Origin of the sequence: Actinophytocola sp., assembly GCF_036378875.1 — a bacterium.
In the GTDB taxonomy this organism is placed as follows: domain Bacteria; phylum Actinomycetota; class Actinomycetes; order Mycobacteriales; family Pseudonocardiaceae; genus Actinophytocola.
In genome coordinates this window covers 1-26349 of record NZ_DASUVO010000067.1, presented here as the reverse complement: position 1 = coordinate 26349, position 26349 = coordinate 1, and the positions used below count along the sequence as shown (strand labels likewise).

The 26349-nt window shown below is 67.9% G+C and carries 22 protein-coding genes; 6 read left to right on the top strand and 16 right to left on the bottom strand.

Annotated elements, in window-relative coordinates; genetic code table 11:
• Positions 1-4: 4 nt before the first annotated feature.
• The 7 genes from VF106_RS19345 to VF106_RS19315 form a co-directional block, all read right to left on the bottom strand.
• Positions 5-1789, bottom strand: coding sequence for a VanW family protein (locus tag VF106_RS19345; protein ID WP_330841151.1), 1785 nt, complete (start codon positions 1787-1789; stop codon positions 5-7).
• A 57-nt stretch (positions 1790-1846) separates the two neighbouring features.
• Positions 1847-2140, bottom strand: a complete 294-nt coding sequence (locus tag VF106_RS19340; protein WP_330841165.1) for a GroES family chaperonin — start codon at positions 2138-2140, stop codon at positions 1847-1849.
• Positions 2141-2319: 179 nt separating this feature from the next.
• Positions 2320-4545 (bottom strand): translocation/assembly module TamB domain-containing protein, encoded by a 2226-nt coding sequence (locus tag VF106_RS19335; protein WP_330841150.1) that lies wholly within the window; start codon positions 4543-4545, stop codon positions 2320-2322.
• A gap of 1200 nt (positions 4546-5745) precedes the next feature.
• Entirely contained in the window at positions 5746-6525 is a 780-nt protein-coding gene (locus VF106_RS19330) for an amino acid ABC transporter ATP-binding protein (RefSeq protein ID WP_330841149.1), read from the bottom strand.
• Positions 6522-7439, bottom strand: a complete 918-nt coding sequence (locus tag VF106_RS19325) for an amino acid ABC transporter permease (protein WP_330841148.1) — start codon at positions 7437-7439, stop codon at positions 6522-6524. Before VF106_RS19325 ends, VF106_RS19330 begins: the two co-directional genes overlap by 4 nt.
• Before the next feature lie 2 nt (positions 7440-7441).
• Positions 7442-8425, bottom strand: coding sequence for an ABC transporter substrate-binding protein (locus tag VF106_RS19320; RefSeq protein ID WP_330841147.1), 984 nt, complete (start codon positions 8423-8425; stop codon positions 7442-7444).
• Positions 8426-8518: 93 nt separating this feature from the next.
• Complete coding sequence (locus VF106_RS19315; RefSeq protein ID WP_330841146.1) at positions 8519-11155, bottom strand: MGH1-like glycoside hydrolase domain-containing protein; 2637 nt, start codon at positions 11153-11155, stop codon at positions 8519-8521.
• Positions 11156-11331: 176 nt separating this feature from the next.
• Here VF106_RS19315 and VF106_RS19310 point away from each other — a divergent pair, with 176 nt between their 5' ends.
• Positions 11332-12087: an ESX secretion-associated protein EspG gene (locus VF106_RS19310; RefSeq protein ID WP_330841145.1), complete on the top strand. Its 756-nt coding sequence runs from the start codon at positions 11332-11334 to the stop codon at positions 12085-12087.
• Here VF106_RS19310 and VF106_RS19305 read toward each other — a convergent pair.
• Both VF106_RS19305 and VF106_RS19300 read right to left on the bottom strand, forming a co-directional pair.
• Entirely contained in the window at positions 12067-13173 is a 1107-nt protein-coding gene (locus VF106_RS19305) for an MFS transporter (RefSeq protein ID WP_330841144.1), read from the bottom strand. The genes VF106_RS19310 and VF106_RS19305 overlap by 21 nt on opposite strands.
• A 515-nt stretch (positions 13174-13688) precedes the next feature.
• Positions 13689-15131, bottom strand: coding sequence for a M20/M25/M40 family metallo-hydrolase (locus tag VF106_RS19300; RefSeq protein ID WP_330841164.1), 1443 nt, complete (start codon positions 15129-15131; stop codon positions 13689-13691).
• A gap of 404 nt (positions 15132-15535) precedes the next feature.
• On the opposite strand from VF106_RS19300, the gene pdhA reads away from it, so the two are divergent.
• The 3 genes from pdhA to VF106_RS19285 are packed head-to-tail and all read left to right on the top strand — an operon-like array spanning position 15536 to position 19082.
• Positions 15536-16774 carry a pyruvate dehydrogenase (acetyl-transferring) E1 component subunit alpha gene (pdhA, locus tag VF106_RS19295; protein ID WP_330841143.1) on the top strand — a complete coding sequence of 413 codons (1239 nt, stop codon included), beginning with the start codon at positions 15536-15538 and terminating at the stop codon, positions 16772-16774.
• Complete coding sequence (locus tag VF106_RS19290; protein WP_330841142.1) at positions 16774-17790, top strand: alpha-ketoacid dehydrogenase subunit beta; 1017 nt, start codon at positions 16774-16776, stop codon at positions 17788-17790. Before pdhA ends, VF106_RS19290 begins: the two co-directional genes overlap by 1 nt.
• An 8-nt stretch (positions 17791-17798) precedes the next feature.
• Positions 17799-19082, top strand: coding sequence for a dihydrolipoamide acetyltransferase family protein (locus VF106_RS19285; RefSeq protein ID WP_330841141.1), 1284 nt, complete (start codon positions 17799-17801; stop codon positions 19080-19082).
• On the opposite strand, the gene VF106_RS19280 is transcribed toward VF106_RS19285, so the two are convergent.
• Complete coding sequence (locus VF106_RS19280; RefSeq protein ID WP_330841140.1) at positions 19020-19664, bottom strand: SCP2 sterol-binding domain-containing protein; 645 nt, start codon at positions 19662-19664, stop codon at positions 19020-19022. The genes VF106_RS19285 and VF106_RS19280 overlap by 63 nt on opposite strands.
• Before the next feature lie 68 nt (positions 19665-19732).
• Between VF106_RS19280 and VF106_RS19275 the strand changes: the two genes are divergently transcribed.
• Entirely contained in the window at positions 19733-20374 is a 642-nt protein-coding gene (locus tag VF106_RS19275) for a TetR/AcrR family transcriptional regulator (protein ID WP_330841139.1), read from the top strand.
• Here the strand turns inward: VF106_RS19275 and VF106_RS19270 are convergent.
• Both VF106_RS19270 and VF106_RS19265 read right to left on the bottom strand, forming a co-directional pair.
• Positions 20371-21207 (bottom strand): MaoC/PaaZ C-terminal domain-containing protein, encoded by an 837-nt coding sequence (locus tag VF106_RS19270; RefSeq protein WP_330841163.1) that lies wholly within the window; start codon positions 21205-21207, stop codon positions 20371-20373. The genes VF106_RS19275 and VF106_RS19270 overlap by 4 nt on opposite strands.
• The gene (locus tag VF106_RS19265; protein ID WP_330841138.1) at positions 21204-22535 is read right to left on the bottom strand and encodes a 3-oxoacyl-ACP reductase; all 1332 of its coding nucleotides are present in this window, start codon (positions 22533-22535) and stop codon (positions 21204-21206) included. The genes VF106_RS19270 and VF106_RS19265 overlap by 4 nt, the downstream gene beginning before the upstream one ends.
• 93 nt (positions 22536-22628) lie before the next feature.
• Here VF106_RS19265 and VF106_RS19260 point away from each other — a divergent pair, with 93 nt between their 5' ends.
• Positions 22629-23918, top strand: coding sequence for an acetyl-CoA C-acetyltransferase (locus VF106_RS19260; protein WP_330841137.1), 1290 nt, complete (start codon positions 22629-22631; stop codon positions 23916-23918).
• A 91-nt stretch (positions 23919-24009) separates the two neighbouring features.
• On the opposite strand, the gene VF106_RS50920 is transcribed toward VF106_RS19260, so the two are convergent.
• From VF106_RS50920 to VF106_RS19245, 4 genes are all read right to left on the bottom strand, one after another.
• Positions 24010-24159 carry a hypothetical protein gene (locus VF106_RS50920; protein ID WP_414639024.1) on the bottom strand — a complete coding sequence of 50 codons (150 nt, stop codon included), beginning with the start codon at positions 24157-24159 and terminating at the stop codon, positions 24010-24012.
• Between the two features lie 67 nt (positions 24160-24226).
• Entirely contained in the window at positions 24227-24646 is a 420-nt protein-coding gene (locus VF106_RS19255; RefSeq protein WP_330841136.1) for a transposase family protein, read from the bottom strand.
• 702 nt (positions 24647-25348) lie between these two features.
• Positions 25349-25495 carry a hypothetical protein gene (locus tag VF106_RS19250; protein WP_330841135.1) on the bottom strand — a complete coding sequence of 49 codons (147 nt, stop codon included), beginning with the start codon at positions 25493-25495 and terminating at the stop codon, positions 25349-25351.
• 228 nt (positions 25496-25723) lie between these two features.
• A partial coding sequence (locus VF106_RS19245; protein ID WP_524535857.1) for a DUF8462 domain-containing protein occupies positions 25724-26349 on the bottom strand: 626 nt, incomplete at its 5' end.

Genomic DNA, 26349 nt, shown 5'->3' with positions numbered 1-26349 from the left:
CACGTCAGCCGCCCGCGGGCGGTGCCGCGCAAACGATCTTGGGCTGCGGGTTGTACTTCACCGTGCGGGTGTTCCTGCTGACCTCACGGCCGCTGCCGACCTCCCGAACGATCCGGGTGTCCGTGATGGTGAAGCCCGGCGCGCCGTTGCTCGCCTTGCAGTTCTCGGCCGGACCGTTCTTGGGCTGCGGCTGGGTCTCGTTGGTCCGCGGCCCACTGACGGACTCGACCTCGTACTTCTTCGTGCCCCACAACTTCACGGTGATCGACGACGACGTCCAGATCGTCTGGATGGCGACGCCGGTGTCCGAGGTGTTGGTGAACTTGAGGTCGATCACGCTGCTGCCGTCGTGGTTCTGGAAGACGGTCGCCTCACGCCCGGCGGGGTAGCGGCTGATGAAGTAGCTGTGCTCCCTGTGCCCGGCGTCCTTCATCGCAGCGAAGTACGCGGCGTTGTACAGCGTCGTGGCGAACTGGGAGATGCCGCCACCGACCTCGCGGCCCGGCGCGCCGTCCTTGATGACACCGGCCTCGACGTAGCCCTGGGCGCTGGTGCGGGGCCCGGTGAACCCGTTGAGGCTGAACGTCTCGCCTGGCGCGACGATCGCACCGTTGACCTCCGCCGCGACCGTGCGGATGTTGACCCCGGAGTCGGCGGCGAAGCCACCGGTGCTCCACTCGCCGATGACCTCCTTGATGCCGAGCTTGTTCGCTGCGTCGGTGGTCACCTTCGCCGGCTTCGGCGTGTACTCCGCCTTCAGCTCGCGACCCTCGGCCTTTTTGAGGGTGTCCATCAGCGGCGTCATGGTCTTGGCCCAGTCGACGGCCCTGCCGTCCACGGACGGCTCGACGGTCGGCGCGCCGTTCGCGAAGACGATCTCCGCGTCCTTGCCCTCGACCTCGGTGGAGGCCAGCTGCGGCTGCACCGCGCCGACGAGCTTCTCGTTGTCGAGGGTCACGGTCAGACCACCGTCCTCGGCCGGCTGGAAGACCAGGGCGGCGGCGATGGCAGCGGGCTCGAGTGTGGCGTCCTTGCCCTCGCCCTTGATGACGACGGGGCCTGCCATGGCGGGCTTGGCGATCTCGTCGACGGCCTTGCGCACGCCCTCGGCGGTCGTCTTGACCTTGGTGACGGCCACGGGCAGCGTGATCGACTTACCGCTGGCCCAGCCGTCGACCAGCGCCTTCTCGCTGCCCGGCACGTCAAGCTTCTGGCCCGGCTTCGGGTCGACGGCGACCGGGGTGACACCGTCGAACGTCACCGTGCCCTCCGCGGGCTCGCGGTCGATCTGCGGCCGGAGCGCCTCGACGGCGGCGGCCAGCTTCTTGTCGTCCGTCTTGGTGGCCACGCCGACCTCGCGGGTGCTGAACAGCGAGGTCAGGCGGGTGAACGGGCTCAGCGGCTGGTCGCCGGCCTGCGCGAGGGTGGCGTCCCAGTCGATCGTGAGCCCGGCGTCGGCCGGGTTGAGCTTGGCGTCGACGTCCCCGGCACGCAGGCTCAGTGGCTGCTGGAGCCGGGGTTCGATCTCGTCACGCAGGATCCGCTCGGCGTCTTCCTTCGACTCACCACCGACGTCGACACCGGCGACGGTGACGCCACGCGGCACCTCGCCGTTGCTGAGCAGCAGGTCGACGCCGTAGACCACGACGAGAGCGCCGAACACCGCAGCCGCGATCAAACCGGCCCTGCGGAGCGGTCTGCGCTTGCCTGCCGACTCCTCACCAGGTTGATCGGCCCGGATCCTGACGGTGGGTTCGTCGGCTGGGCCGCGCGTGATCGGTGAGAGCACGTCCGTCTGATCGGCGTGCGAATCCGGCCATCTGTGCTCCAACGACCTGCCTTCCCCTTAGAGATATAAACCTGTGCCGTGCTCGATCCGCTCGCTGGCGATGGCGTGCAGGTCACGCTCGCGCATCACCAGGTAGGTCCGCCCCTGGACCTCGACCTCGAGCTGGTCCTCCGGGTTGAACAGCACCCGGTCACCGACCTTGACGTTCCGCACGTTCGTCCCCACCCCCAGCACGTCGCCCCAGGCGAGGCGGCGTGCCATCTGCGCGGTCGCCGGAATGACGATGCCTCCGGTGCTGCGCCTTTCCCCCTCCTCGGGAGTGAGCTGCACCAACACCCTGTCGTGCAGCATCTGGATCTCGAGTTTGAGTTCTGGCACCGACGCATGGTAACCGCCGACCCCGACAGGACCGCGTGCCGCCTCCGCCCACGAGTCCGAGCGAATGGGACTTTCGCTCGGACTCGTGGGTGCGCTCCGCCACCCTCCCTGCCGACGATGGAGTCATGACGACCCACGCCAGCAATCCGGCCCTATGTCGACGACCTGCGCAGCATCCGTGTGATGCCGGCCGCGACCGTGGTCGCCAGTATCCAGCCCGCCGCCACCAGCCCGGCGGTGATCCACTGCGAAGCCCCGTCGAACCGCCATCTGTTCTTGTGGCCGAAGTCGACGATCGGCACCAGCTGGTCGATGGTGAACAGCACCGGGTTCCACACGAGGTGGTCATCGGCATTGGCCTCCACGGGTGCTGGATGCATTGCGAACCAGAGCGAGCCGGCCACCAGCAACGCGAGCAGCCACAGCAGCGCGCGCATGGGCCGGTAGCCGTAGCCGACGATCCAACGCTGCAGCCAGCTCCACAGCAGGACGGGGAAACCGAGGAGCCGGTAGCCGTCCGCGAGTGCCGCGTACCGCCAGCGCTGCTTGTCTATAAGGACGGTCGAGGCGTGCTCTTCGTTGCCGTTGTTCCGCAACATTGTGGCGAACTGGTCGTACGGGCCGGGCCGGTAGATGTCGCCCATCGCGTTGCGCAGCAGCCTCAGGCGGTGCTTGACCTGCGCGTCGTCGTCCAGCTCGATCGGCTCGGCCAGGGCGTCGTAGCGGAAGTCGTGCAACGAGATGTGCCCGGTGGCGTCCCAGAACTTGTCGTTGTCCGCCAAGGTCGCGCAGCGGGCGTGGCGCAGGCTCACGTGCCCGCGAGGCGGGGAAGCGACGTCGACGCGCAGCTCCTGGGTGATCAGGCCGTACGCGTTGATCGCGGTCTCGCTCAGCATGGAGCCGAGCTCCGCGCCCTGGAAGTTCGTCTGCCGGCCGATCTCGGCCCGCCGGATCCGGATCTCACCCTGCGAGGAGAACGACTGCTTCTCGCCCCGCGCGCACACGAGGTCCCGGCCGATGTGGGCGACGCGCAGGTCGACCGAGGGCTTCCGCGACTTGTCCCGCCGGTACCGCCCTGGGTTGACCAACCGGCTGAACCGAAGGTCGAAGTTGGCGCCGATGCTGGCCTCGGGCAGCAGGATGGAGCCGAATACCACCACGCCGCGGGCGTCGAGGTTGCCACCGGTGGCGAACCGCCGCCCCTCGACCACGTCGCCGTTGCGGTTGCTGAGGACAGACCCGTCGAGCACCACGGTGCCGTGCGCGCTCACGTCGACGAGCCGGACCTGCCCGGCGATGCGAGTGTCGCGGGCGTCGATGCCACCGGCGATCTCGGTGCCGTCGAGGTGCAGCGCGCGGTATCGATAGGGCCCGGGCAGGTCCTTGCCGGGCTGCTCCTCGAAGGGCTCCCGGCCGTCCGACAGGTCGATGGTGGCGCCGGACAGCTGCAGCGACCCGCCGATGCGGCCGTTGACGATGCGAAGTGTCCCGGTGCTGGTGAGGTCCTTGTCGAGGTGGAGGTTGCCGGAAACCTGGATGCGGTCGGCGATCAACGTGGCACGCGGGTCGAAGAACCGCTGGTTACCGCCGTCGTTGTAGTCCTCGTCCGCTGGCTTGAGCAGCGCCCCACGCAACGAGAAGTCACTGTCGATCCGCGCGCTGGGCAGGTACAGCCGGCCCGTGGACTGGAACCGTCGCTTGCTGGTCGAGACGCACTGCATGTTGCCCCCGACGTGCAACCCGTTCCCGTCGAGCGCGTAGCCGTCCGGGCTGTTCAGCAGCGCGCCGGCCAGGTTGATGTTGCCGCCGGTCCGCATCCCGGGTATGCGCATCTGACCGTGCACCTCGAGATGAGACCCGAGCAACGCTCCCGCGAGTTGCAGACGGTCGGCGTGCAGGGCGTACCCGCCGACGTTGACCAGCCGCGCGCCGGTCAGCTCGAGCGACCCGCTGACCTCGGCATCGGTGAGGTCGACCTTGCCCTCGACCAGCGTGCCGTCGACCAGCCGCAGGTCGTTGTCGCTGTAGAGGTTCCGCGCCTCGAGCCCCGGCAACCGGCAGGACGTGAACTCACAACCGGCGAGCTTCGCCTGCCTCACGTCGGGCGGCTCCTCGAACCGGCAGCGCACGAACTCCAACAGGTGCGGAAACTCAACCGCCCGCAGGTCGAGCACGCCGACGATGTACTTGTCCTTGAACCGCAGCACCGGCGGCGTCGTGGCGCGTCGCCGCCCCCACCCGCTGGCCGGCCCCCACCCGGCGGGCCCGGGCTCGAAGGCGAAGATCTGACGCACGATCTCGTCAGCCCTCACACGAGCCCACTCCGGCGGCTTCGGGCTGAACGGATCCAGCCGTCGCCCAAGCGGTTCATCGGTCATCAAGAGCCCCTCGAACGACGCAGAAGAAAGGCCAGCAGGTGCGACGCCGCACGCTCACCCCCGGTTCCCACCTGGCAACAACAGCATGATCAAGCCTCGCACCTCAAGCGGGGTCCCCTCCCGCGACGCACGAAAGGACGCCTCCGACGCAGCTGACCAGGACAAGCCGCCGCGCCGGGGCCACTCAGCGCGTCGTCCCAGACAACGAGCGGTGGACTGAAACGTTCCGCCGCCCGAGAAACGCTCACCCAACGGATAGACGCGATCCACCACCTGGTGAACCGCGAAACCACAGGCAGAAGCGGAGGTGACCACCGACGAGCGCGACGAACATGACCACATCACCCAGGAAGGCGGACATCACCGGCCGGTGGACTGCCCGGACGGGCAGCCGTCGCGGGATGACAGCGGCCGTCCAGAGTGGGCTGGTCCCCCCTGCGAGGGCACGCAGCGCCGCGTCGGAACGAGACGCAGCAACCGCCTGTACGCGCTGGTCCTGAGCCGGGCACGCTGGGCCTTCATCAGGACGCGCTGGTCCCGGCGTGGGTGGGCGACCCACCGCAGGCTGCGCGGCGGTAGACGCCGTTGGATCTTTGCGCGTGGTTCCCGGGTACGGGCCGTTCGCCGGTCCGGGCTGGGTCGCGGCCGGCCGATGCGGACGCCCCCACTCCGGCCGCCTCCAACCGGCTACGCGAATCGGCGACCAGGACTTCGTCGGCCAAGCGACGGTGCAGCGGCTTCACCGACGCTGGGCGAGGAACTGGCCGCAGGCCAGGCGCAGTCAGCCGCAAGCCAGGCGCAGTCAGCCGCAGGCCAGGCGGAGAGGGCCGCAGGCGTTGCCGGCAGTTTGGCTGGGGCTGGCAATCGGTGGGCCTACACCCGCCGCCACCTGGTGGAGTCGGCACCTGTCCGCCTGCCGGCTGCGCAGCTGAGGCCCGGGCGGGGTTGCGCGCCAGTCTGCGCCTTCATCCGCTGCGGTGGCGTGAGTGAGGATCCGACGGTTCGGCACCTTGCCAGTGGCGAGCCAGGACAGTCCGGCAAGTCCGCTGGCCGAGTCGGTGCGTCGAGGTTGCGATCTCGGCCGCGACGCACCAGGCTGGCGCGGCGGGAAGGGTGACCACTTTGTCGACCCCTCGGGGTCTGACCTGAACAGCCGCACCGACGGCCTCCTGGCGCACTTCCCGCCGCCATGCTGGCTCGCTACGAGAGCACCTTGCCCAAGAAGGACTTCGTGCGTTCGTGCTGCGGGTTGCTGATCACGTCGCGTGGGTTGCCCTGCTCAACGACGACACCGCCGTCCATGAACACGAGTGTGTCGCCGACCTCGCGGGCGAAGCCCATCTCGTGGGTGACGACCACCATCGTCATGCCTTCCTCCGCCAGCTGGCGCATGACCGACAGCACCTCGCCGACGAGTTCGGGGTCCAGCGCGGATGTCGGCTCGTCGAAGAGCATCAGCTTCGGGTCCATGGCCAGTGCCCTGGCGATCGCGACCCGTTGTTGCTGGCCGCCGGACAGTTCGCGGGGGTACGACTTCGCCTTGTCGCCAAGGCCGACGCGGTCCAGCAACGCCAGCGCCCGCGTCCGGGCGGCGGCCTTCGACACACCCTTGACCTGGATCGGCGCCTCCATGACGTTCTCGCACGCGGTCATGTGCGGGAACAGGTTGAACCGCTGGAAGACCATGCCGATCTCCCGGCGCTTCGCCGCCACCTCGCTGTCCTTCAGCTCGTAGAGCTTGTCGCCCCGCAGTCGGTAGCCGACCAGCTCGCCGTCGACCCAGAGCTTGCCCGCCGTGAGCTTCTCCAGGTGGTTGATGCACCTCAGGAACGTCGACTTGCCGGAGCCGGACGGGCCGATCACGCACATGACCTCGCCCGGCATGACCTCCAGGTCGATCCCCTTGAGCACCTCGACACGCCCGAAGTACTTGTGCACGCCTTCGGACTTGACCATCGGCGTTACGTCCTGCTTGGTCATGCCAACCCCGATTTCGGCCGGCCGAACCCGAAGAACCCGGTCGTGCGTGCGGGTACCGCGCCTCGGGAGAACCGGCGCTCGATGAAGTACTGGGCGACCGACAGCAACGACGTCAGCACCAGGTACCAGATGCTCGCCACCACGAGCAGCGGGATCTGCTGCAGGTTGCTGCCGTAGATCAGCTGGACCTGGCGGAACAGGTCACCGACGGCGACCACGCTCGCGAGCGAGGTGAGCTTCAGCATGGAGATCGTCTCGTTGCCGGTCGGCGGGATGATCACCCGCATCGCCTGCGGCAGCACGATCCGGCGCAGGATCTTCAACCGGGTCATGCCCAGTGCCTCCGCGGCCTCCGTCTGGCCCTGGTCGACCGACAGGATGCCCGCCCGCACGATCTCGGACATGTAGGCGGCCTCGTTGAGCCCCAGGCCGAGCACCGCGCCGGCGAACACCGGGATGAGCAGGTTCGAGTCGAAGTACACGAACTCCGGACCGAACGGGATACCCAGCGACAACACCGGGTACAGGATCGCGATGAACGACCAGAAGATGATCTGTACGAGCACCGGCGTGCCGCGGAAGAACCAGGCGTAGGCCCACGCGACGCCGGAGACGATCGGGTTCCGCGAGAGCCGCATGACCGCCACGACGATGCCGAGCACCACACCGATGACCATCGCGAGGACGGTCAGTTCCAGCGTGACCAGCAACCCGTCGAGCACCCGGGGGGCGAAGAGGAAGCGCCACACCACGTCCCAACGCCACGCCGGGTTCGTGAGGAAGCTGTTGACCAGCATGGCGGCCAGGACGAGCAGAACCCCGGCCGCGATCCAGCGGCCGGGGTGCCGGACCGGCACCGCCACGATCTGCTCTGGCGGTGTCGCTCCGGCCTGCTCCGTGGTGTCGGAAGACATGCTCAGTAGATAGCGCCGTTGATCTTGGCCTCGGTGATGGCGCCGCCGCCGACGCCCCAGTTGTCGAGGATCTTCTGGTAGGTGCCGTCGTCGATGATCTTCTGGACCGCACCCTGCAGCGCTTCCTTCATGGTGCCCGCGTCCTTGGGGATCGCGACGCCGTACGGCGCGGTGTCGGTGTCCTCACCGACCTTCTCGAACGCGTTGCCGGTCTTCTTCACCGCGAAGTCGACGACCGGGCTGTCCGCCATGTAGGCCTGGATGCGCCCGGCCTGCAGCGCGGCGTTCACGTCGGTCTGCAGCGGGAAGCCCTGCGCGTTCGGCGCCTCCTTGCCGGCGTCCTCGCAGGCCTTCACGACCGAACCCTCGGCGTCGGCCGTCGTCAGCTGGTCGAGCTGGGTGGTGCCGTTCTGCGCGCCGACCGTCTTGCCGCACAGGTCCTCGATGGTCTTGATGTTCTCCGGGTTGCACTTGCGGACCATCGTCGAGGTGCCGGCCTCGAAGTAGGTCACGAAGTCGACGGTCTGCTCGCGCTCCTTGGTGTCCGTGAAGGAGGACATGCCGAGCTCGTAGCGCTTCGCCTGCAGACCGGCGAGGATGCCGTCGAACGAGGAGTTCACGAACTCCACCTCGAGACCCAGCACCTGGCTGAACGCACGGCCAAGGTCGACGTCCATGCCGACGACCTCGTCGGAGCCCTCGAGCGTGTACTCGTTGGGCGCGTACGAGGCGTCAGTCGCGATGGTGATCTTGCCGTCGGCCTTCACGCTGTCCGGCACCTGCCCGGCGAGCGCGGTGTCCGCGGCGACATTCGCGTCCAACGGCTTGGGGTCGGGCACGTCCGACGGCTCACCGGGCGTGCACGCGGCCCCGGTCCCCCCACCGCCCTGTTCGGAAGGGTTCTCGGTCGTGGCGCCGCAACCGGCCGCGAACAGGGTCGCGGCGGCGCACAGCACGGTCAACACGGTCAGGCGGGTACGAGACACGTCGTCACTCCTCGAGCCTCACTCATGGTCAGAGTTCTGCGAATCCTGCCATTTGGGACGGGCTGAGCACAGGTACGACATGTTACGGACGTGTCACCATGCGCGTGGCCATCCCGTGATCAAGGCCGCGACCAGGGCGGTCCACCCGGTTTGGTGAGTCGCGCCCAGTCCTTCGCCGGTGTCGCCGTCGAAGAACTCACTGAACGTGACATGCGCGGTCCATAACGGAGAGTCACTGGCCTCGATCCGTTTGCCGTCCGACGGCCGCCGACCGTCCTCGCCGGGAAGGAACAGGCTGGCGAGTCGGCCGGCGAGCTCACCGGCCGCGTCGCCGAGCGGCATTGTCCTGCCGGAGCCGGTCGGCAGCTCGACGGCGAACGTGCCCCGGTGGAACGAGTCGATCGTGTGGAGCGCCTGGACGAGCAACGCGTTCGTCGGGAACCACACAGGACCGCGCCAGTTCGAGTTGCCGCCGAACATCGTGGTGTGCGACTCGCCGGGTTCGTAGCGGACCCAGTGCTGCTGTCCGGCCACGTGCACGTCCAGCCCGTCGCGGTGCGCGGCGGACATCGAGCGGATCCCGTACGGGGAGAGGAACTCGCCCTCGTCGAGCATGCGCGTCAGCACCCGCCGCAGCTTGCCCTCGTCCAGAAGGGACAGCAGCGCGGCCCGCTCGTCGCCGGACCGCCACGTGATGAACTGCCCGAACTCCGGCTGGTGGTGCAGCAGGTAGTTCAGCCGGGCCGCGAAGTGCGGCAGTTCGGCGAACACCCAGGGCTCCAGCTCGGCGGTCGCGAACACCGGGATGAGCCCGACCATCGACCGCACGCGAACGGGGGACGACTCGACCGAGCCGTCGCCGTGGGTGCGGGACACGAGGTCGTAGCAGAACCCGTCCTGCTCGTCCCAGATCCCACGCGAGGCCGACCCGAACCGCGACGACACCTGCGCGATCGAGAGGAAGTGCTCCACGAACTTGGTGGCGACGTCCTCGTACGCCTCGTCGTGCCTGGCCAGCTCCAGCGCCATCCGCATGAGGTGCAGCGCGTAGGTCGCCATCCAGGAGGTGGCGTCGGACTGCTCGAAACGCCATCCTGCTGGCAGTTTTTCGGACCGGTTGACCGGACCGATGTTGTCCATGCCGAGGAAGCCACCCTCGAAGAGGTAGTTGCCCTCGGGGTCCTTCCGGTTGACCCACCAGGAGAAGTTGAGCAGCAGCTTGTGGAAGACGCGGGCGAGGAACACACGGTCGCCGGTGCCGGTGCGGTGCTGCTCCGCGAAGTACACCTGCAGCGCGGCCCACGCGTGCACGGGTGGGTTGACGTCGCCGAACTCCCACTCGTATGCGGGCAGCTGACCGTCCGGATGCATCATCCATTCGCGACACATGAGCAGCAGCTGGTCCTTGGCGAACGCCGGGTCGACGAGCGCGAACGGGATCATGTGGAAGGCGAGGTCCCATGCGGCGAACCAGGGGTACTCCCATTCGTCCGGCATGGACAGCACGTCCGCGACGTCCAGGTGTCGCCAGTGGACGTTGCGTCCGCCGGGCCGCATCCGCTCACTCGGCGCAGGCGGGTTGGCGGGATCACCCTCGAGCCAGTGCCGCAGGCGGAAACGGTAGATCTGCTTCGTCCACAGGAGCCCGGCCAGCGCTTTCCGCACCACGGCACGCTCGTGTCCGTCCCGGTTGGGGATGCGGTCGGCGTAGAAGTCGTCCGCTTCCTTGCGCCGCTGCGCCATGGTGTTGCGGAAGGTGCGGCCGAACGCGCGGCCGTGCCCGTTCCCGGCGATGAGCCGGAGCCGGACGGTGACCTCGGCGCCGGGCGCGACGGACTCGAAGTGGTACCAGGCCGCGGCCTTGGTGCCGGGCTGGGACGCTGTGCCGGGCTCGACGACCTGGCAGGCGTCCTCGATGCCGCGCACCACGTGGTCGTCGATGCCGGCCTTGGTGTAGCGGCTGGGGTTGCCACCACGCCCGAAGAGCTCCATCTCGTCGGTCTCGTTGTCGGTGACCAGCATTGTCGGCTGGCCGCTTGCCTGCAGGGTGTAGCGGCCGATCCGCGAGTGCTCGGCCACGACGCGCGTCCACCCCTTCGCGGTGGAGGCGATCAGCGCGGGCCGGCGGGCGTCCCGACCCCACGACCAGGTGTTGCGGAACCACAGCTGGGGCAGGAGGTGTAGTGGTTTGGCCTCCGGTCCACGGTTGGTGGCGGTGATCTCGATGCAGAGGTCGTCCGGTGCGGCCTTCGCGTAGGTGACCTGGATGTCGAAGAACCGGTTGCCGGCCAGGACGCCGGTGTCGGCGAGCTCGGGTTCCCGTTCGTCACGCCGGGCTTCGGCCGCGCGGGCCCGCAACTCCCTGTAGGGGAAGGCGGCCTGCGGGTACCGGTAGAGGACGCTCATCCACGAGTGCGTTGGCGTGCCGTCGAGCACCCACCAGTGCTCCTTGACGTCCTCTCCGTGGTTGCCCTCGCCGTTGGTGAGCCCGAAGTACCGCTCCTTGAGCATCTCGTCCTGGCCGTTCCACATGGCCACGGCGAAGTTAAGGAAGCCGTGCCGGTCACAGATCCCGGCGATGCCGTCCTCACCCCACCGGTAGGCGCGGGACCGAGCGTGCTCGAAAGTGAAGTATCCCCACGCATCGCCATACGGAGAGTAATCTTCGCGGACCGTTCCCCACTGCCGCGCGGCCAAATAGGGGCCCCAGAATCGCCAGGGCGAGTTCATCTCCTCAGACTCGGCCAACCGATCGTGTTCAGCTGTGCGGCTGGAACCCATGCGCCCATGATGCCGGTAGCCCGAAGGGCGGCACCGGGGAGCGGGTCATGTCGTATCCTCGGCTACCGTGCGCGTCCGTCCGGTGACTACCGGACAAGGGGGACGAGGATGGAGTACGAGGACCGATGAGAACCGGGCGGGCGGTCGAGATCTCCGTCTTTCCTCTGCTCAGCATGATCCAGAAGGAGGACCTGGGCGAGGCCCATGCGCTCTTCGCCGGGGGTGAGCGGTACGTGTCGCCGCGGTTCGCGGACGAGGCCGCGCGGGTTGTCCAGCAGGAGTTGAAGGAAGCCGGCCTCGGGGAGCAGCGCGACTACCTCGACTTCGTCGACACGGTGAACATCGTGCAGCGGGCGACGACCGAGTACTACGGATGGGTCACCTCCGTCGAGGAGACCTACGCGGTTCTCGGTGCTTCCCTTGGGCGGCAAGCGGTTCTGCTCACTCGGTCCGGAGAGACCGTCCGTTTCGAACGGTGCGACGCCGACCGGACGCTCGAGGCTCTCGCCTGGCGGCTGCCCGACGTGCCCGTGGCCCGCGGCGACGCTATTTCCGTCAGCCACAAAGACTTCCACACACCGCAGCGGTCCGCGGGCAGCGTCATGCGACGGTCCACTTCGGCACGACCGGAAGGCGCGCGACGACTCGACGCGCTCCTGAAAATCCAACGGAACGCCGTCACCAAGCTGTACGCCGCCCGGCGGGACGCCGACGGGTTTCGCCAGCGGTCCGAGGGGTGGCTCACCGTGCTCGATCTCATCGACGGGCGGTGGGCGATCTTTGTGAGCCACTCACGGAAAGAGAAGTGGATCAACGCCGTTCCCGGTACACCGGGAGTAATCGCCGACCGGCTCGCGGACCTAGCGCGCTCGATACGTTGACGCCACGAACACCAGTGCCAGCGCCACGTACAGCCACATCGCCACCGAAACGCCAGCCTTGTCCGCCAGCCAGCCCGTCACCAGTGGCGCGGTCACGCCGATCTGGCTGACCGCCTCCGCCACCGCGGACGTCGTGCCTGCCTGTCCTGGGCGAAGCGTCATGTACCGCGCCTGCAGGATGATCCACGCCAGGTTCACCGCCGCGCCCACCAGCGCCATCGCCACCGCCGCGGTCACGATGGTCGGGAAGGCCACGAGCAGCAACACACCCGCGGCCAGCGCCAGCGAGCACGTCAGCAGACTCACTCGACGGCGACTGGTCCGGCTCGCCCACGCGGCCGCGGCCAGTCCGCCCGCCATGCCGGCACCCGTCGCCACCGTCGCGACCACCGGCGACATTCCTTGCCCGCCAATGAGAAACGCCATCGTGAAACCGATGAACGTGTCGTCGAACGCGACGATCACGCCCACCAGCAGGCCGGCCACGATCACCCTGCGGTCCCGCGCCACCGCCAGCAGCGCACCCACCACGCTCGGTTCGTCGTCGGCGCGGGTGGGTGGCGGCAGTGGACGGGTGGCGAGGGTCAGGCCGTACGCCACCATCGCGAACCCGGCCGCCCAGAACGCCGCCCGCCAGCCGAGGCCCGACCACAACGCGGCGGCGAGCAGCAGCGGGCCCGCCAGATCGCCCACGGCCGCCAGCAGGTTCGCCCGCGCCAGCGCCGGTTCGGCGTTCTCGCCAGCCACCTCCACCAGCGACACTTCCGCCGCCTGCACGAGCAGGTCGCCCAACGTGCCCATCAGACACACCGCGACGACCAACGTCCAGAAGTCGCCGGCCGCGGCGAACACACACAGACCCGCGCCGTAACCGACACCGCCGAGCGCGGCCAGCACCCGTCGGTCCACACGATCGACGAGCACGCCGAACGGTGTGGTGAGCAGGCCGATGCCCGGGTACAGGAACAGCAGGAAGCCGGCTTGAACGTAGGTCAGGCCGATGTCCGCGCGGATCGACTCCACCGCCGCGTACGGCAGGTAGGCGACCGTCTCGTCGAAGAAACGGACGAGCAACAGCGCCGCCACCAGCGACGCCGGAAAACGTGGTGCTAGGTCAGATCAATGTCGGAACCATGCGCGCATGAGGCGATCGTAGCCCGAGTCGTGCCTTGACGAAGACCGGTTTTTCGACCAGCTATCCCTCTGGCGGCGGCCTCCGGCCCCCGGTTTCCAGCCTACGGCAGGGGACTGACGGTTTCGTCGCTTCGGGCAGCGGCCTGTGGACAACTGGTCGTGCTGTGGACAACCCCCGTGGTGCTGATCTTGTCTGGCCGGGACTGTCGGTCCTGGGCGTTAGGCTGGAAATCGGGGGGCCCCCGGGTGCGCGAGTGGGACTTTCGCTCGGGGTTGGGCGGGTGAACCCTTTGCCGGTTAGCTGTTGTGTGGCCGGGGTGTCGGTGCTCGCCGTTAGGCTGGATTCCGGGGGCCGGAGGCCACAGGGGACTTCGGAGGGGTTCTGTTTCCGCGGACAGACGCCTGCTCAACCCGCCGCCGTATGCACTGAAGGCAGGACATCGGCGGCGGGTTGACCAGACCTGCCGTCAGCCCTGGTTTTCGCGGGCGTGGGCGTCCAGCAGAAGCGCAACCGACTCCGTCACTCGCTTCGCGTGCGGGATGTGCAGCCACTCGTCCGGCACGTGCGCGTTGCTGTCCGTGCCCGCGGCGCCCGTCACCACGAACTGGGCGTTCGGGTAGGCCTCGCCGAGTGAGCCCATGAACGGGATCGAGCCGCCGAGACCCAGGGTCAGCCACTGGTTGCCGCCGAACACGGTCTCGCTCACGGAGTCCAGTGCCGTGTGCAGCCAGGGCGCGGTCGCCGGGGCGTTCCAGCCCGGCCCCGTCTCCTGCCGCGAGAGGGTGACCTTCGCGCCGTACGGGACATCCGTGGTCAGCGTTCGCTCGATCGCCGCGAGCGCCGCGTCGTGATCGGCGGTCGGCGGCAGGCGGAAGCTCAGCGTCAACGTCGTGAACGGGCGCAGGACGTTGCCCGCATCCTCCGGCAGCGGCAGCCCGGCCCCGCCGATGATCGACAGCGTGGGGCGCCACGCGTTGTTCGCCATCAGCTCGTAGTTGTCGTCCGACACTGGGGACATGCCCGCCACCAGCGGGAACGCGGCGGCAATCGACGACGGGAGCAGGGCGGCGAGCGACTTCATCTCGTCGACGCGGTCGACCGGTATCTCTGTGTGCAGTTCCGGCAGGAGGATCTCGCCGGTCGTCGAGTCCTCGAGGCGGTCCAGCAGCTGCCGGAACACCCGGAACGAGCTGGGCACGACCCCGCTGACCACCCCAGAGTGCTGCCCGGTCTCGAGCACAGTCACTGTCGCGGTCACCGTGCACATGCCACGCAGCGACGTGGTCAGCCACAGCCGGTCGTAGTCCTGGCCACCCGAGTCGAGGCACACCACCAGCGAGATGTCACCCAGCCGCTCCCGGTACGCCTCGAGGTACGCCGGCAGGTCCGGGCTGCCGGACTCCTCGGACGTCTCCAGCAGCACCAGGCACCGCGCGTGCTTCCCGCCGGCCGCCCGCACAGCCTCGATCGCCGCCGACGCCGCGTAGCCCGAGTAGCCGTCGTCCACCGCGCCCCGGCCGTACAGGCGGTCGCCGCGGATCACCGGTGTCCACGGGCCGAGGCCTTCCGACCAGCCGCCCACCGGCGGCTGCTTGTCCAGGTGGCCGTACAGCAGCACGGTTCCACCGTCCGCCGGCATCCCGTCCGACGGGGGCACGTCCATCAGCACGACCGGTGTCAGGCCGGGCAGTCGGAGGATCTCGACGGTCGCGCCAGGCAGGTCACGCGCGGCGAGCCAGGCGCGGACGTGTTCCGCGGCGGCGTCCAGGTATCCCGACTCCGCCCAGCCCGCGTCGAAGAGCACCGAGACCGCGGGGATCCTCACCAGCTCGGACAGGCTGGGCACGATGTCCGAGTCCCACGTCCGGTTCACGGTGCTACGTATCTGGGTGATATCCACCCCGGCGATACTGCCACTACCATAAGGAGTGATGCAGATCACTCTGATGGCCGAGTTGGTCAACCGGACGGCCCAGCGCCACGCACCGGGCCATGACACCACCTCGGCGGTGATCCGGAGGATGACTGCTCTGAGCTGCCGTGTTGACACCGCGCCAGGAGGTGATCGCGCTGGAGCCAAGGCTTCTCCGTGAATGCCCAATTGTCGGTGATCCTACGGTTTTCCCAGCTCAGCGCCTCAGATGCCGACGATCGGGCCTCACGGCAGACCATGCGCGCATGCCAGGATGGACTCGAAAACCGTCAGCGCCAGCGGCGGATGAGAACCACCCCACCCGGGCAGGTGACCGCCGATGGCGCGGCCGCGTGCGGTCGCCACAAGCGAACGCCCGGCGTCGACACTTAGGAGAACGCATGTCGTCCCCAGAACAGTGGACGCACCCGGAACCCGGCGTCGGACCGGCCGCCACCGCGGCCAAGCCGACCGCGGAGCAGGTGATCGCGGGATTGCGAGCGACAAGTGAGGGTGGCCCGGAGCTCGTACAGCTCCTCACGCCGGAAGGCGAGCGGGTCGCCAATGCGGAATGGGACCCCTACGTCGCCGACGTGACGGCCGAGGACCTGCGGAATCTGTACCGCGACATGGTCCTCACCCGGCGCATCGACCGGGAGGCCAACGCACTGCAGCGCCAGGGCCAGCTCGGCATCTGGGTGCCGCTGCTCGGTCAGGAGGCCGCGCAGATCGGGTCGGGCAGAGCGCTGAAGCCGCAGGACATGGCGTTCCCGAGCTACCGAGAGCACGGTGTCGCGTGGTGCCGGGGTGTGCACCCGACCGAACTGCTCGGCATCTTCCGTGGCACGGACCACGGCTCGTGGGACCCGATCGGCAAACGCTTCCACCTGTACACGATCGTCATCGGCAACCAGGTGTTGAACGCAGCCGGCTACGCCATGGGCCAGCGCTTCGAGGGCAAGGTCGGTGACGACGAGGGCGAGGCGACCATCGTCTACTTCGGCGACGGCGCGACCTCCCAGGGCGACGTGCACGAGGGCTTCGTGTGGGCGTCGGTGTACGACGCGCCGCTCGTGTTCTTCTGCCAGAACAACCAGTGGGCCATCTCCGAGCCGACCGAGCGCCAGTCCCGGCTGCCGCTGTACCAGCGCGCCCGCGGCTACGGCTTCCCCGGCATCCGGGTCGACGGCAACGACGTGCTCGCGACCCTCGCGGTGTCGCGCTGGGCGCTCGACCAGTGCCGGCACGGCAACGGCCCGGTCCTGATCGAGGCGTTCACCTACCGCATGGACGCCCACACCACGACCGACGACCCCACGCGGTACCGGCTTTCGGACGAGCTGGAGGCGTGGAAGCTGAAGGATCCGATCGAGCGCGTGCGTGTCCACCTGGTGCGGCACGAGCAGGCCGGGAACGACTTCTTCGACGAGGTGCAGACCCAGTCCGACGAACTCGCCGCCGAGCTGCGGGAGTTCTGCCAGAACATGCCGACACCTCCCCCGTCGCGGATCTTCTCCGAGGTGTACGAGGAGTCCAGCCCGGTGCTGGACCGCCAGCGCGACACCTTCCTCGAGTACACGGCCGGGTTCGCGGAGCACGCGGAGCGAACAGTCGGGCACAGCGCTGGAGGTGAGCACTGATGGTGGCGCCTGTCATGAACGAACGGACCACGAAGCCGAGCACGCAGACAGTCACGCTCGGCAAGAGCCTCAACCTGGGCCTGCGTGCGGCCATGGAGGCCGACGCCAAGGTCATCATCATGGGCGAGGACGTCGGCAAGCTCGGCGGCGTCTTCCGCATCACCGACGGACTCCAGAAGGACTTCGGTGAGCAGCGCGTGCTCGACACGCCCCTCGCCGAGTCGGGGATCATCGGCACGGCCGTCGGTCTCGCCATCCGCGGGTTCCGGCCGGTGTGCGAGATCCAGTTCGACGGGTTCATCTTCCCCGCGTTCGACCAGATCGTCTCGCAGGTCGCGAAGCTGCACTTCCGCAGCCAGGGCAAGATCAACCTGCCGATCGTGATCCGGGTGCCGTTCGGCGGCGGGATCGGCGCGGTCGAGCACCACTCCGAGTCGCCGGAGTCGTACTTCGCGCACACCGCGGGTCTCAAGGTCGTGTCGTGCTCGAACCCGATCGACGCCTACTGGATGATCCAGCAGGCCATCCAGTGCGACGACCCGGTGCTGTTCTTCGAGCCGAAGCGGCGGTACTACGAGAAGGCCGAGCTGGACCTCGACGCGACGCCCGAGCCGCTGTTCACCTCCCGGGTGCTGCGTCGTGGCACCACCGCGACGCTGGCGACGTATGGGCCGATGGTCAAGACCTGCCTGGAGGCCGCGGCCGCCGCGGCCGAGGAGGGCAAGGAGCTCGAGGTCATCGACCTGCGCACGCTGTCGCCGCTCGACCTGGCGCCGGTGTTCGAGTCGGTGCGCCGCACCGGGCACCTGGTCGTGGTGAACGAGGCGCCGTCGGAAGCATCGCTCTCGTCCGAGATCGCCGCTCGCGTTCAGGAGGAGTGCTTCTACTCGCTGGAAGCGCCTGTCGTGCGGGTGACCGGGTTCGACACGCCCTACCCGCCGTCGAAGCTCGAGGAGGAGTTCCTCCCCGACCTCGATCGGGTGCTGGAAGCTGTCGACCGCTCGCTGGGCTGGTGAGGCGAGGCATGCCTGACTACAAGGTGTTCCCCCTGCCCGACACGGCGGAGGGCCTGGTCGACGCCGAGATCCTGACCTGGCACATCAAGCCGGGTGACGAGGTCAAGGTCAACCAGATCATCGTCGAGATCGAGACGGCGAAGGCCGCGGTCGAGCTGCCGTGCCCGTGGGCCGGTGTGGTGACGGAGCTGCACGCCGAGCCGGGGCAGACGGTCAACGTCGGCGAGCCGATCGTGACCATCGACGTCGACCCCGGTGGCGCGGCGGCCGCCCCCGCCGCCCAGGCGGAGACCAACGGCCAGGCCATGCTCGTCGGCTACGGCCCGAAGGCCACGACCGGCAAGCGCCGGCCACGCAGGACCGCCGCGACGACAACCGCCCCGCCGGCCCCGGTGGTCTCACCGCCGGAGCCGATCACGGTGCCGGACTCGCCGGCCGCGTTGCTGGACCCGGCCGGATTGGTGCCGCTGGCAAAGCCACCGGTACGCAAGCTTGCCAAGGACCTGGGCGTTGACCTGCGGTCGCTGGCCGGCTCGGGCGTGATCACCCGCGAGGACGTGGAACGAGCCGCACGCGGACCCGCGCCGGCGGCGCCGACCGCGCGGGAACGGCGGGTGCCGGTCAAGGGCGTGCGCAAGATGACCGCGCAGGCCATGGTCGACAGCGCGTTCACGGCACCGCACGTCACGGAGTTCCTGACCGTCGACGTCACGCCGATGATGGAGCTGCGCGCGCGGCTGAAGAACCACCCCACGTTCCGGGACGTGAAGCTGACGCCGCTGACGTTCGCCGCCAAGGCGGTCTGCCTCGCGGTGAAACGAACCCCGGACGTGAACGCGACGTGGGCCGGCGAGGAGATCGTCTACAAGGACTACGTGCACCTGGGCATCGCGGCCGCCACGCCGCGTGGCCTGGTCGTGCCGAAGATCCGCGACGCGGACGGGCTGTCGCTGCGTGAGCTGGCGGTGGCGTTGGAGGAGCTGACGACGGTCGCGCGGGACGGCAAGACCTCGCCGGCCGACATGCTGAACGGCACCTTCACGATCACCAACGTCGGTGTGTTCGGCGTGGACACCGGCACGCCGATCATCAACCCGGGTGAGTCGGCGATCCTGGCGCTCGGCGCGATCCGGGACATGCCGTGGGTGGTCGACGGCGAGATCAAGGTGCGGAAGGTGTGCCAGCTGTCGCTGAGCTTCGACCACCGTGTGGTGGACGGGCAGCAGGGCTCACAGTTCCTGGCGGACGTCGGCGCCGTGCTGGCCGACCCCGCGATGGCGATCACCTTCTGAGGGCAGATCGAAGTAGCTGATGAGGTTCGCGGCGAACGCGATGTCGCCGCGAACCTTTACTTTTCCGCGCATGAAGAGCATGGCCACGTGGACGCCGCCGGTCACCACACGCAGGAAGTCGGCGGGTGCCAGGGTGATCGTCACGCGGGGGTCGGCCGTTGGTTCCGTGCCCGACCGGCACGTGCCGTTCTCGATGATCGTCTCGAACCGGTCGTAGCCGTCCGAGCCGCCGGTGAAGCGCCAGTGAACGACCGCTTGGAGGGTCGCCGCCTTCGCGGTGTCGAGGTGTTCACCCATCCGCCGGAAGATCTCGTCGAACACGACGTGCCGCAGGTGGGGATGCGACATCAGGTGGTCGAGTTGCGCGGGTGTGGCGCGGGAGACGAACCACACGAACGTGTCCGTGCTCATCGCGGCCAGGCGGACGCCGGTGCCGACCCGACCGAGCATGTCGAGGACGTCGATGAGCTGAACGAACTGCCCCTCGTCCAGCAGTTTCGGGTCGATGGCGCGGGCGAACGTGTCGATGTCGACTGGGCTGTCCGCCGGCGCCGGGACGACTCGCCTACGCCTGAATCGCATATGGACACCCTAACTACTGGCGGGTAACGATACGCTGACAAAGATTTCGTCGAGTTCGGGGAGGATCGGTGACCGTGGAAGAGCGGCGGCGGGTCAAGCGGCTCCCGCGCGAAGTTCGCGAGCGGCAGATCCTCGACGCCGCCGTCCGGGTGTTCTCCGAGCGTGGCTACCACGAGGCGTCGATGGACGAGATCTCCGACGTCGCGGGCGTTTCGAAACCGATGATCTACGCCTACCTCGGTTCGAAGGAGGACCTGTTCGCGGCGTGCATCCACCGCGAGGCAACGCAGTTACTGGCCGCGGTGGCCGCGGGCGTGCGACCCGAGCTACCACCGGACATGCAGCTGTGGCACGGGCTCGCCGCGTTCTTCGAGTACGTGGGCACGCACCGCGAGAGCTGGCGAGTCGTGCACCGGCAGGCCATCACGCAGGGCGGCCCGTTCTCCGACGAGTTGCTTGCCATGCGCACCCAGGCCATCACGCTCGTGGACACACTGCTGGTGCGGGTCGCGACGAAGGAAGGCCTGGACGGCAGCTCGACCGAATCGCTCGCGGCGGCACTGGTCGGCGCCGCCGAGTCCCTCGCGGACTGGTGGTTGGACCGGCCGGAGGTGCCGAGCCGGATCGTCGCGTCCCGCCTGATGAACCTGGCGTGGATGGGTTTCGGCGGCCTGGTGAACGGCTCGACCTGGCACCCGCGCGAAACCTAGAAAATCTCGCCGGCCAGGTGCGGCTTGCCGGTCCTGGCGTCGGAGAGACCGAACTCCCAGCCGCCCCCGCGCTCGTCGGCCCAGAACGCGACCTTCGCCGGTAGCAAAACGGGGAGCTTGAACGCCACGTCGACGGTGTAGGCGTCCGGCAGCCGCCCCTCGAACGCCGCGAGGCAGCGCGCTTTCGTCCACATGCCGTGGGCGATCGCGCGAGGAAACCCGAACATCCGAGCGGTCAACCGGTACAGATGTATTGGGTTGCGGTCGCCGGAGACCTCGCCGTAGCGCCGCCCGATGTCGTCCGGCACCCGCCAGGTCGCGGTCGACGGCGGCGGTTCGGCGTGCTCGCCCCTCTCGGCCTTGGTGGTCCCACCGCCGCGCCGGAGATAGGTGGACACGTCCGTCCACACCACCTCACCGTCGACCAGCACCTCACCGACCATGTCGAACTGCCGCCCCCGCGGGTGATCACGCAGGTTCTCCAGGTGCACCCGCAGATCGAGCCGGTCGCCGAGGTGCAGTGGCCGGTGCCGCGTGATCCGGTTGGCCACGTGCACCGACCCGACCAGCGGAAACGGGAAGTCGCGGCCCGCCATCAACTTGATCTGCAGGGGATAGGTGAGCAGGTGCGGGTAGGTCAACGGCAGCTCGTCGACGAGCCGGAACCCGCACACCCGGTTGTAGGCGGCGAGGTGCTTCCGGTCGACGGTGACCCCGGACAGCGTGTACACGGTGTCCGGCAGCTCACCGCCCCTGCGGCGAAACCCGGTGAGCACCGCCTTCGGGTAGAGGACCGCGAGACTGGGCGCGGACGACAGCTCAACCATGATCAGGCCCCCAGGAAGCTCTGCCCACACACGCGCACGACATTGCCGTTGACCGCTCCCGACGCGGGATTGGCATACCAGGCAATGGTTTCCGCGACGTCGACAGGCTGCCCGCCCTGGGCGAGGCTGCTCAGCCGACGCCCGACCTCCCGAATCAGCAAGGGAACGGCCGCGGTCATCTTCGTCTCGATGAAGCCGGGTGCGACGGCGTTGATCGCGGCTCCCCGCTCGGCGAGAACCGGCGCGTAGGCGTTGACCATGCCGATCACGCCGGCCTTGCTGGTCGCGTAGTTGGTCTGGCCGTTGTTCCCGGCGATCCCGGCGATCGACGAGACCCCGACGATCCTCCCGCCACGCCGCAACACATCCCCGTCGAGCAAGGCGTCGTTGATCGCGAGCTGGCTGGACAGGTTCACCGCGAGCACGGCGTCCCAGGCAGCCTCTTTCATGTTGGCAAGTCGCTTGTCTCGGGTGATCCCGGCGTTGTGCACGACGATGTCGACCTTGGTGTGCCGCTCTCGCAGATACGTGACGAGCGCCGCCGGCGCTCCCGCCGAGGTGATGTCCAGCTGCAGAGCCGCACCGGAAACCCGGTTGGCGACGCTGGAAAGCTCCTCACCCTGCGCGGGAATGTCCAGTGCCACCACGTGTGCACCGTCCCGAGCAAGCACCTCGGCTATGGCGGCGCCAATACCCCGCGACGCACCGGTCACCACCGCGACCCGGCCGGCGAGGGGCCGGTCCCAGTCCTCGGGCTCGACAACCTCGCCCCCGTGCACGCCAATACGTATGACCTGGGCGTCGACGAACGCCGACTTCGCGGACAACAGAAACCGCAATGTGGACTCGGCGGCCACCTCGAACTCCGGAGCGACATAGACGAGCTGAGCAGTCGCCCCCCGAGTCAACTCCTTGCCGAGGGAACGAACGAACCCCTCGAGTGCCCGCTGAGCAATGCCATCCCGCCCACGGCCCGCGGGCGGCGCGCCAAGGACGATCACTCGACCGCAGGTCCCAACGTTCCGCACGACGGGATGGAAGAAGTCGTACAACTCCCGCAGCCGAGCAGGCTCGTCGATACCGGTGGCGTCAAAGACCAGAGCACCAAACCGCTCACCCTCAGTGACATCGGTGACCTCGGTGGCGGAGATGCCCTTGAGCACGGAACGCACGGTGTCCACCATCCGCCCGCCGCCCCCGACGAGCACGGGGCCGTCAAGGGTGGGCTGACCAGGTAAGTACCGCCGCAGAGGCGTGGGGTCAGGCAACCCAAGCCGCCGAACGACCTGCCGGCCGAGGTTCGACCGGGCGAACTGCTGGTAGCGGTCGGTCATGATGCTCCGCATCTCAAAGCGTCGGTCCTCTCTCGACTCGTAGCCTACTCGCGAGTAGGTTAGGATTTCCAGCCGGGAGGAAGGTGATCGAGGATGACCCGCAGGGTGGCGATCGTCGGCGGCAACCGCATCCCGTTCGCAAGGTCGAACGGTCACTACGCGACGGCGTCGAACCAGGACATGTTCACCGCGGCACTGGACGGCCTGGTAAGCCGCTTCGGCCTGCAGGGCGAACGGTTGGGCGAGGTGGCGGCCGGCGCGGTGCTCAAACACAGCAGGGACTTCAACCTGGCACGGGAATGCGTGTTGGGCTCCCGCCTGTCCCCGGAAACCCCCGCGTACGACGTACAGCAAGCGTGCGGCACGGGCCTACAGGCAATAACCCAGGTAGCGAACAAAATCGCGCTGGGCCAAATCGACTCCGGCATCGCGGGCGGCGTGGACACGACCAGCGACGCCCCACTGGGCATCAACGAGGACCTGCGTCAGATCTTCCTGGAACTGAACAGAGCAAAGACCTGGAAGCAACGCCTCAGGGCACTGGCGAAAATCCGCCCAACGCAGGTAATCCCAGACATCCCCAAGAACGCGGAACCTCGCACAGGCCTCTCCATGGGCGAACACGCGGCAATAACAGCCAAAGAGTGGCACATAACAAGAGAAGCCCAGGACGAACTGGCCGCGGCCTCCCACCAAAAACTGGCCGCCGCCTACGACCGTGGCTTCTTCGGCGACCTACTGACCCCCTACCTGGGCCTGACCAGGGACGCAAACCTCCGCCCGAACTCAACGGCCGACAAGCTGGCCAAACTAGCCCCAGCCTTCGGCGGCAAAGACGGCACCATGACAGCAGGCAACTCGACCCCACTAACGGACGGCGCCTCAACAGTCCTACTGGCAACAGAAGAGTGGGCAGAGCAAAGAAGCCTGCCGGTCCTGGCCTACCTGACCCACACAGAAACAGCAGCAGTGGACTACGTACACGGAAAAGAGGGCCTACTAATGGCCCCAGCGTACGCGGTCCCGAGAATGCTGAAACGAGCAAACCTGACCCTACAAGACTTCGACTACTACGAAATCCACGAAGCCTTCGCGAGCCAGGTACTGGCAACCCTAGCCGCCTGGGAAGACCCCGACTTCGCAAAAACCCGCCTGAACCAGGACACCCCACCAGGCCAAATAGACCGCACCAAACTAAACGTAAACGGCTCATCCCTGGCAGCAGGCCACCCGTTCGCAGCAACAGGTGCCCGCATAGTAGCCACCCTGGCCAAACAACTAAAAGAAACCCAAAACCAAAACAAACCCAAAAAATCCCGAGGCCTAATCTCAATCTGCGCAGCAGGAGGCCAGGGAGCAACAGCCATCCTAGAATCCCCGTAACAAAACAAGCCCCCGAAACCACAACAACGTAGAGGGGCCCGAACACGCAACTCGCAGGGGCCCAAAGCGAGAGCGTTGTTCAGATGTGGGTTCACCAGCCGAGTCGGTAGTACTCGAGGGTGGTGATGATGCGGATGAGGTTGGGGAGTTCGGACAGGCGGCCGCGGTAGCCGGTGGCGAGGATTTTCCAGTTCTTCCAGTGTGCGATGGCGCGTTCGACCGCGGCTCGGTGTTGGGCGATGGAGTGGTTCCAGATCTTGTTGGCCGGGTGTGGTGTTGGTGGCCGGGGTGTTTGCGGCGGGGGCGGATCACGGGGGTGCCTTGGTAGCCCAGGTCACCGATGGTGGGGTGTCGGCCAGGAGGTGGTCGTACCCGGCGGCGGTGAAGCCTGTTCGGTCGTGTGTTCGGCCTGGCACGGGTGAGGAGACGGCGAGTAACTGACCGGACAGGTCGGAGAGGACCTGGACGTTGAGGCCGGCTTTGTGGCGTTTCCCGGAGTAGTTGGTTTCGTGGGTTTCGCGGTCGGTGCGCCGGTTGCCGATCGGGATCAGGGTGCCGTCGACCAGCACCACCCGCCCGCGTAACACCTCGGGTAGGGGTGGTCGGTGCAGGCAGATGACCTGCTCGATCAGCGGAAGCATCCGCCGGTAGATCCGTGACACGGTCGGCTGGGAGATCTCGAACAGATCGGCCAGCACGGACTGGCCCATGTTCGATCGCAGCAACACCAGGGTCAGTACCACCCGCCGATACAGGCCCAACAGCGGCGAACGACCTCGACGCCCCCGACCAGAGAGGACTTGGTGGATCCGGGCGACCAACTCCTGGATCTGAGCGTGATCAAGACCCGTCGTAGACTCGTACCGCAACAGCCCCGCCCCAGCTAGATCGGCTTCTGTGAGAGGAAACGATCTTAGCTAGACGGGGCTGTTGCACTACCCACAAGATCCACATCTGAATAACGCTCCGAGACTCGCAGGGGCCGAACGCGAGACTCGCGAGTCCCCACAGTTGAACTCGCAAGCCGACACGGTTGAACTCAGAGGTTCTGACTGTTGAACTCAGGGGTCCGGAGCGTCGGACACGCGGGTCCGGAGTGTTGGACACGCGAACTGAAGGCGACACTCCAGCGGAGGCTGCACGGCAGCAGCCGAGACGACCAACAAGGGCCGCACTCCAACGGGGACGACACACCAGCGGAGGAACGCCGGCTGACAGGGAAGGCGACGCAGCAACCGTGGGGGGCTTGGGGGGTTCGACCCCCCAGCATCACGACGGAGGGGCAGAAGCGAAGGTGGCCCTGCACACCGAGCAGGGGTAGGAAACCCCGTAGTGCTGCCAGGTCGGGGGTCCGCCAGCACTACGGGGTCAACCGGAACATCGTGGGGCGAGCCACGGGTGTTACAACGGTTTCGAGAAAAGTTTTTGGGTCAGTTGATCCGGGCCGTCTGACGCTGGGCCATGATCAGGAGTTCGTCGCGCATGGCCGGGGTGGCGGCGGTGGCGATGGCACGGTTCACCGCCCGGCGGTTGCGGGACTCGACGCGACGGGCGCGGAGTTTGGCGGCGATGTTCATCTTGGTCTGCGCTCCTTCAGTACTTCGGCTGGCTTCTCCAGCTACCAACCATTGTGCTCCTTCCAACGCGGACATGCACCCGTTTATTCGGTGAAGCGGGACACACGCCGGACGATCCCCGGTCATCTCGACTGACCACAGAACGACCCTGAGGTGAACGGGAGGGATCGATGCAGGCGTATCCGGCTGTCTAGCGAAAATGCTAGACAGCCGAATAGGAGGCAACAGCTAGTCGTCCATGGTCAGCAGGTACCGGCCGAAGTGCGGCACCGTGAAGGCGATGGAGCCGCGCTCGGCGGAGTAGACCAGCCCCTTCTTGATCAGCGAGTCACGGGCGGGCGACAGCGACGCGGGCTTGCGACTGAGCGAGACGGCGACCTCCGACGTCGCCACGGCGGCGCCGTTGGGGCCGCCCAGCTCGGCCATCGCGTGCATGTACTCGCGCTCGGCCGGGGTGGCGCGGTCGTACCGCGAGCCGAAGAAGCCGACCGCGAGCTCGGCCTCGGCGACCGGTGCCGCCATGGCAACGTCTGCGGCGGTGATGGGGGAGGAGGCGGCGAGGTCCCAGGTCACCTTGCCGTAGGCCTGCACGAAGTACGGATAGCCGTCGGCCGCCGCGTAGAGGGCGTCCAGGGCGGCCGGCTCGAACTCGACGTCCTCCCGCGCGGCCGGGGCCAGCAGGGCACGGTCGGCGGCCTCCCGGTCCAGCCGGTCGATGCGCAGATAGCGGAACAGCCGCTCCGAGTAGCTCTTGGACGCGCTGAGCACCGCGGGGAGGTGGGGGAGGCCAGCGCCGACGACGATCAGCGGCGCACCCTGCTGCGACAGCTCGTGGCAGGCGGCACAGATCGCCG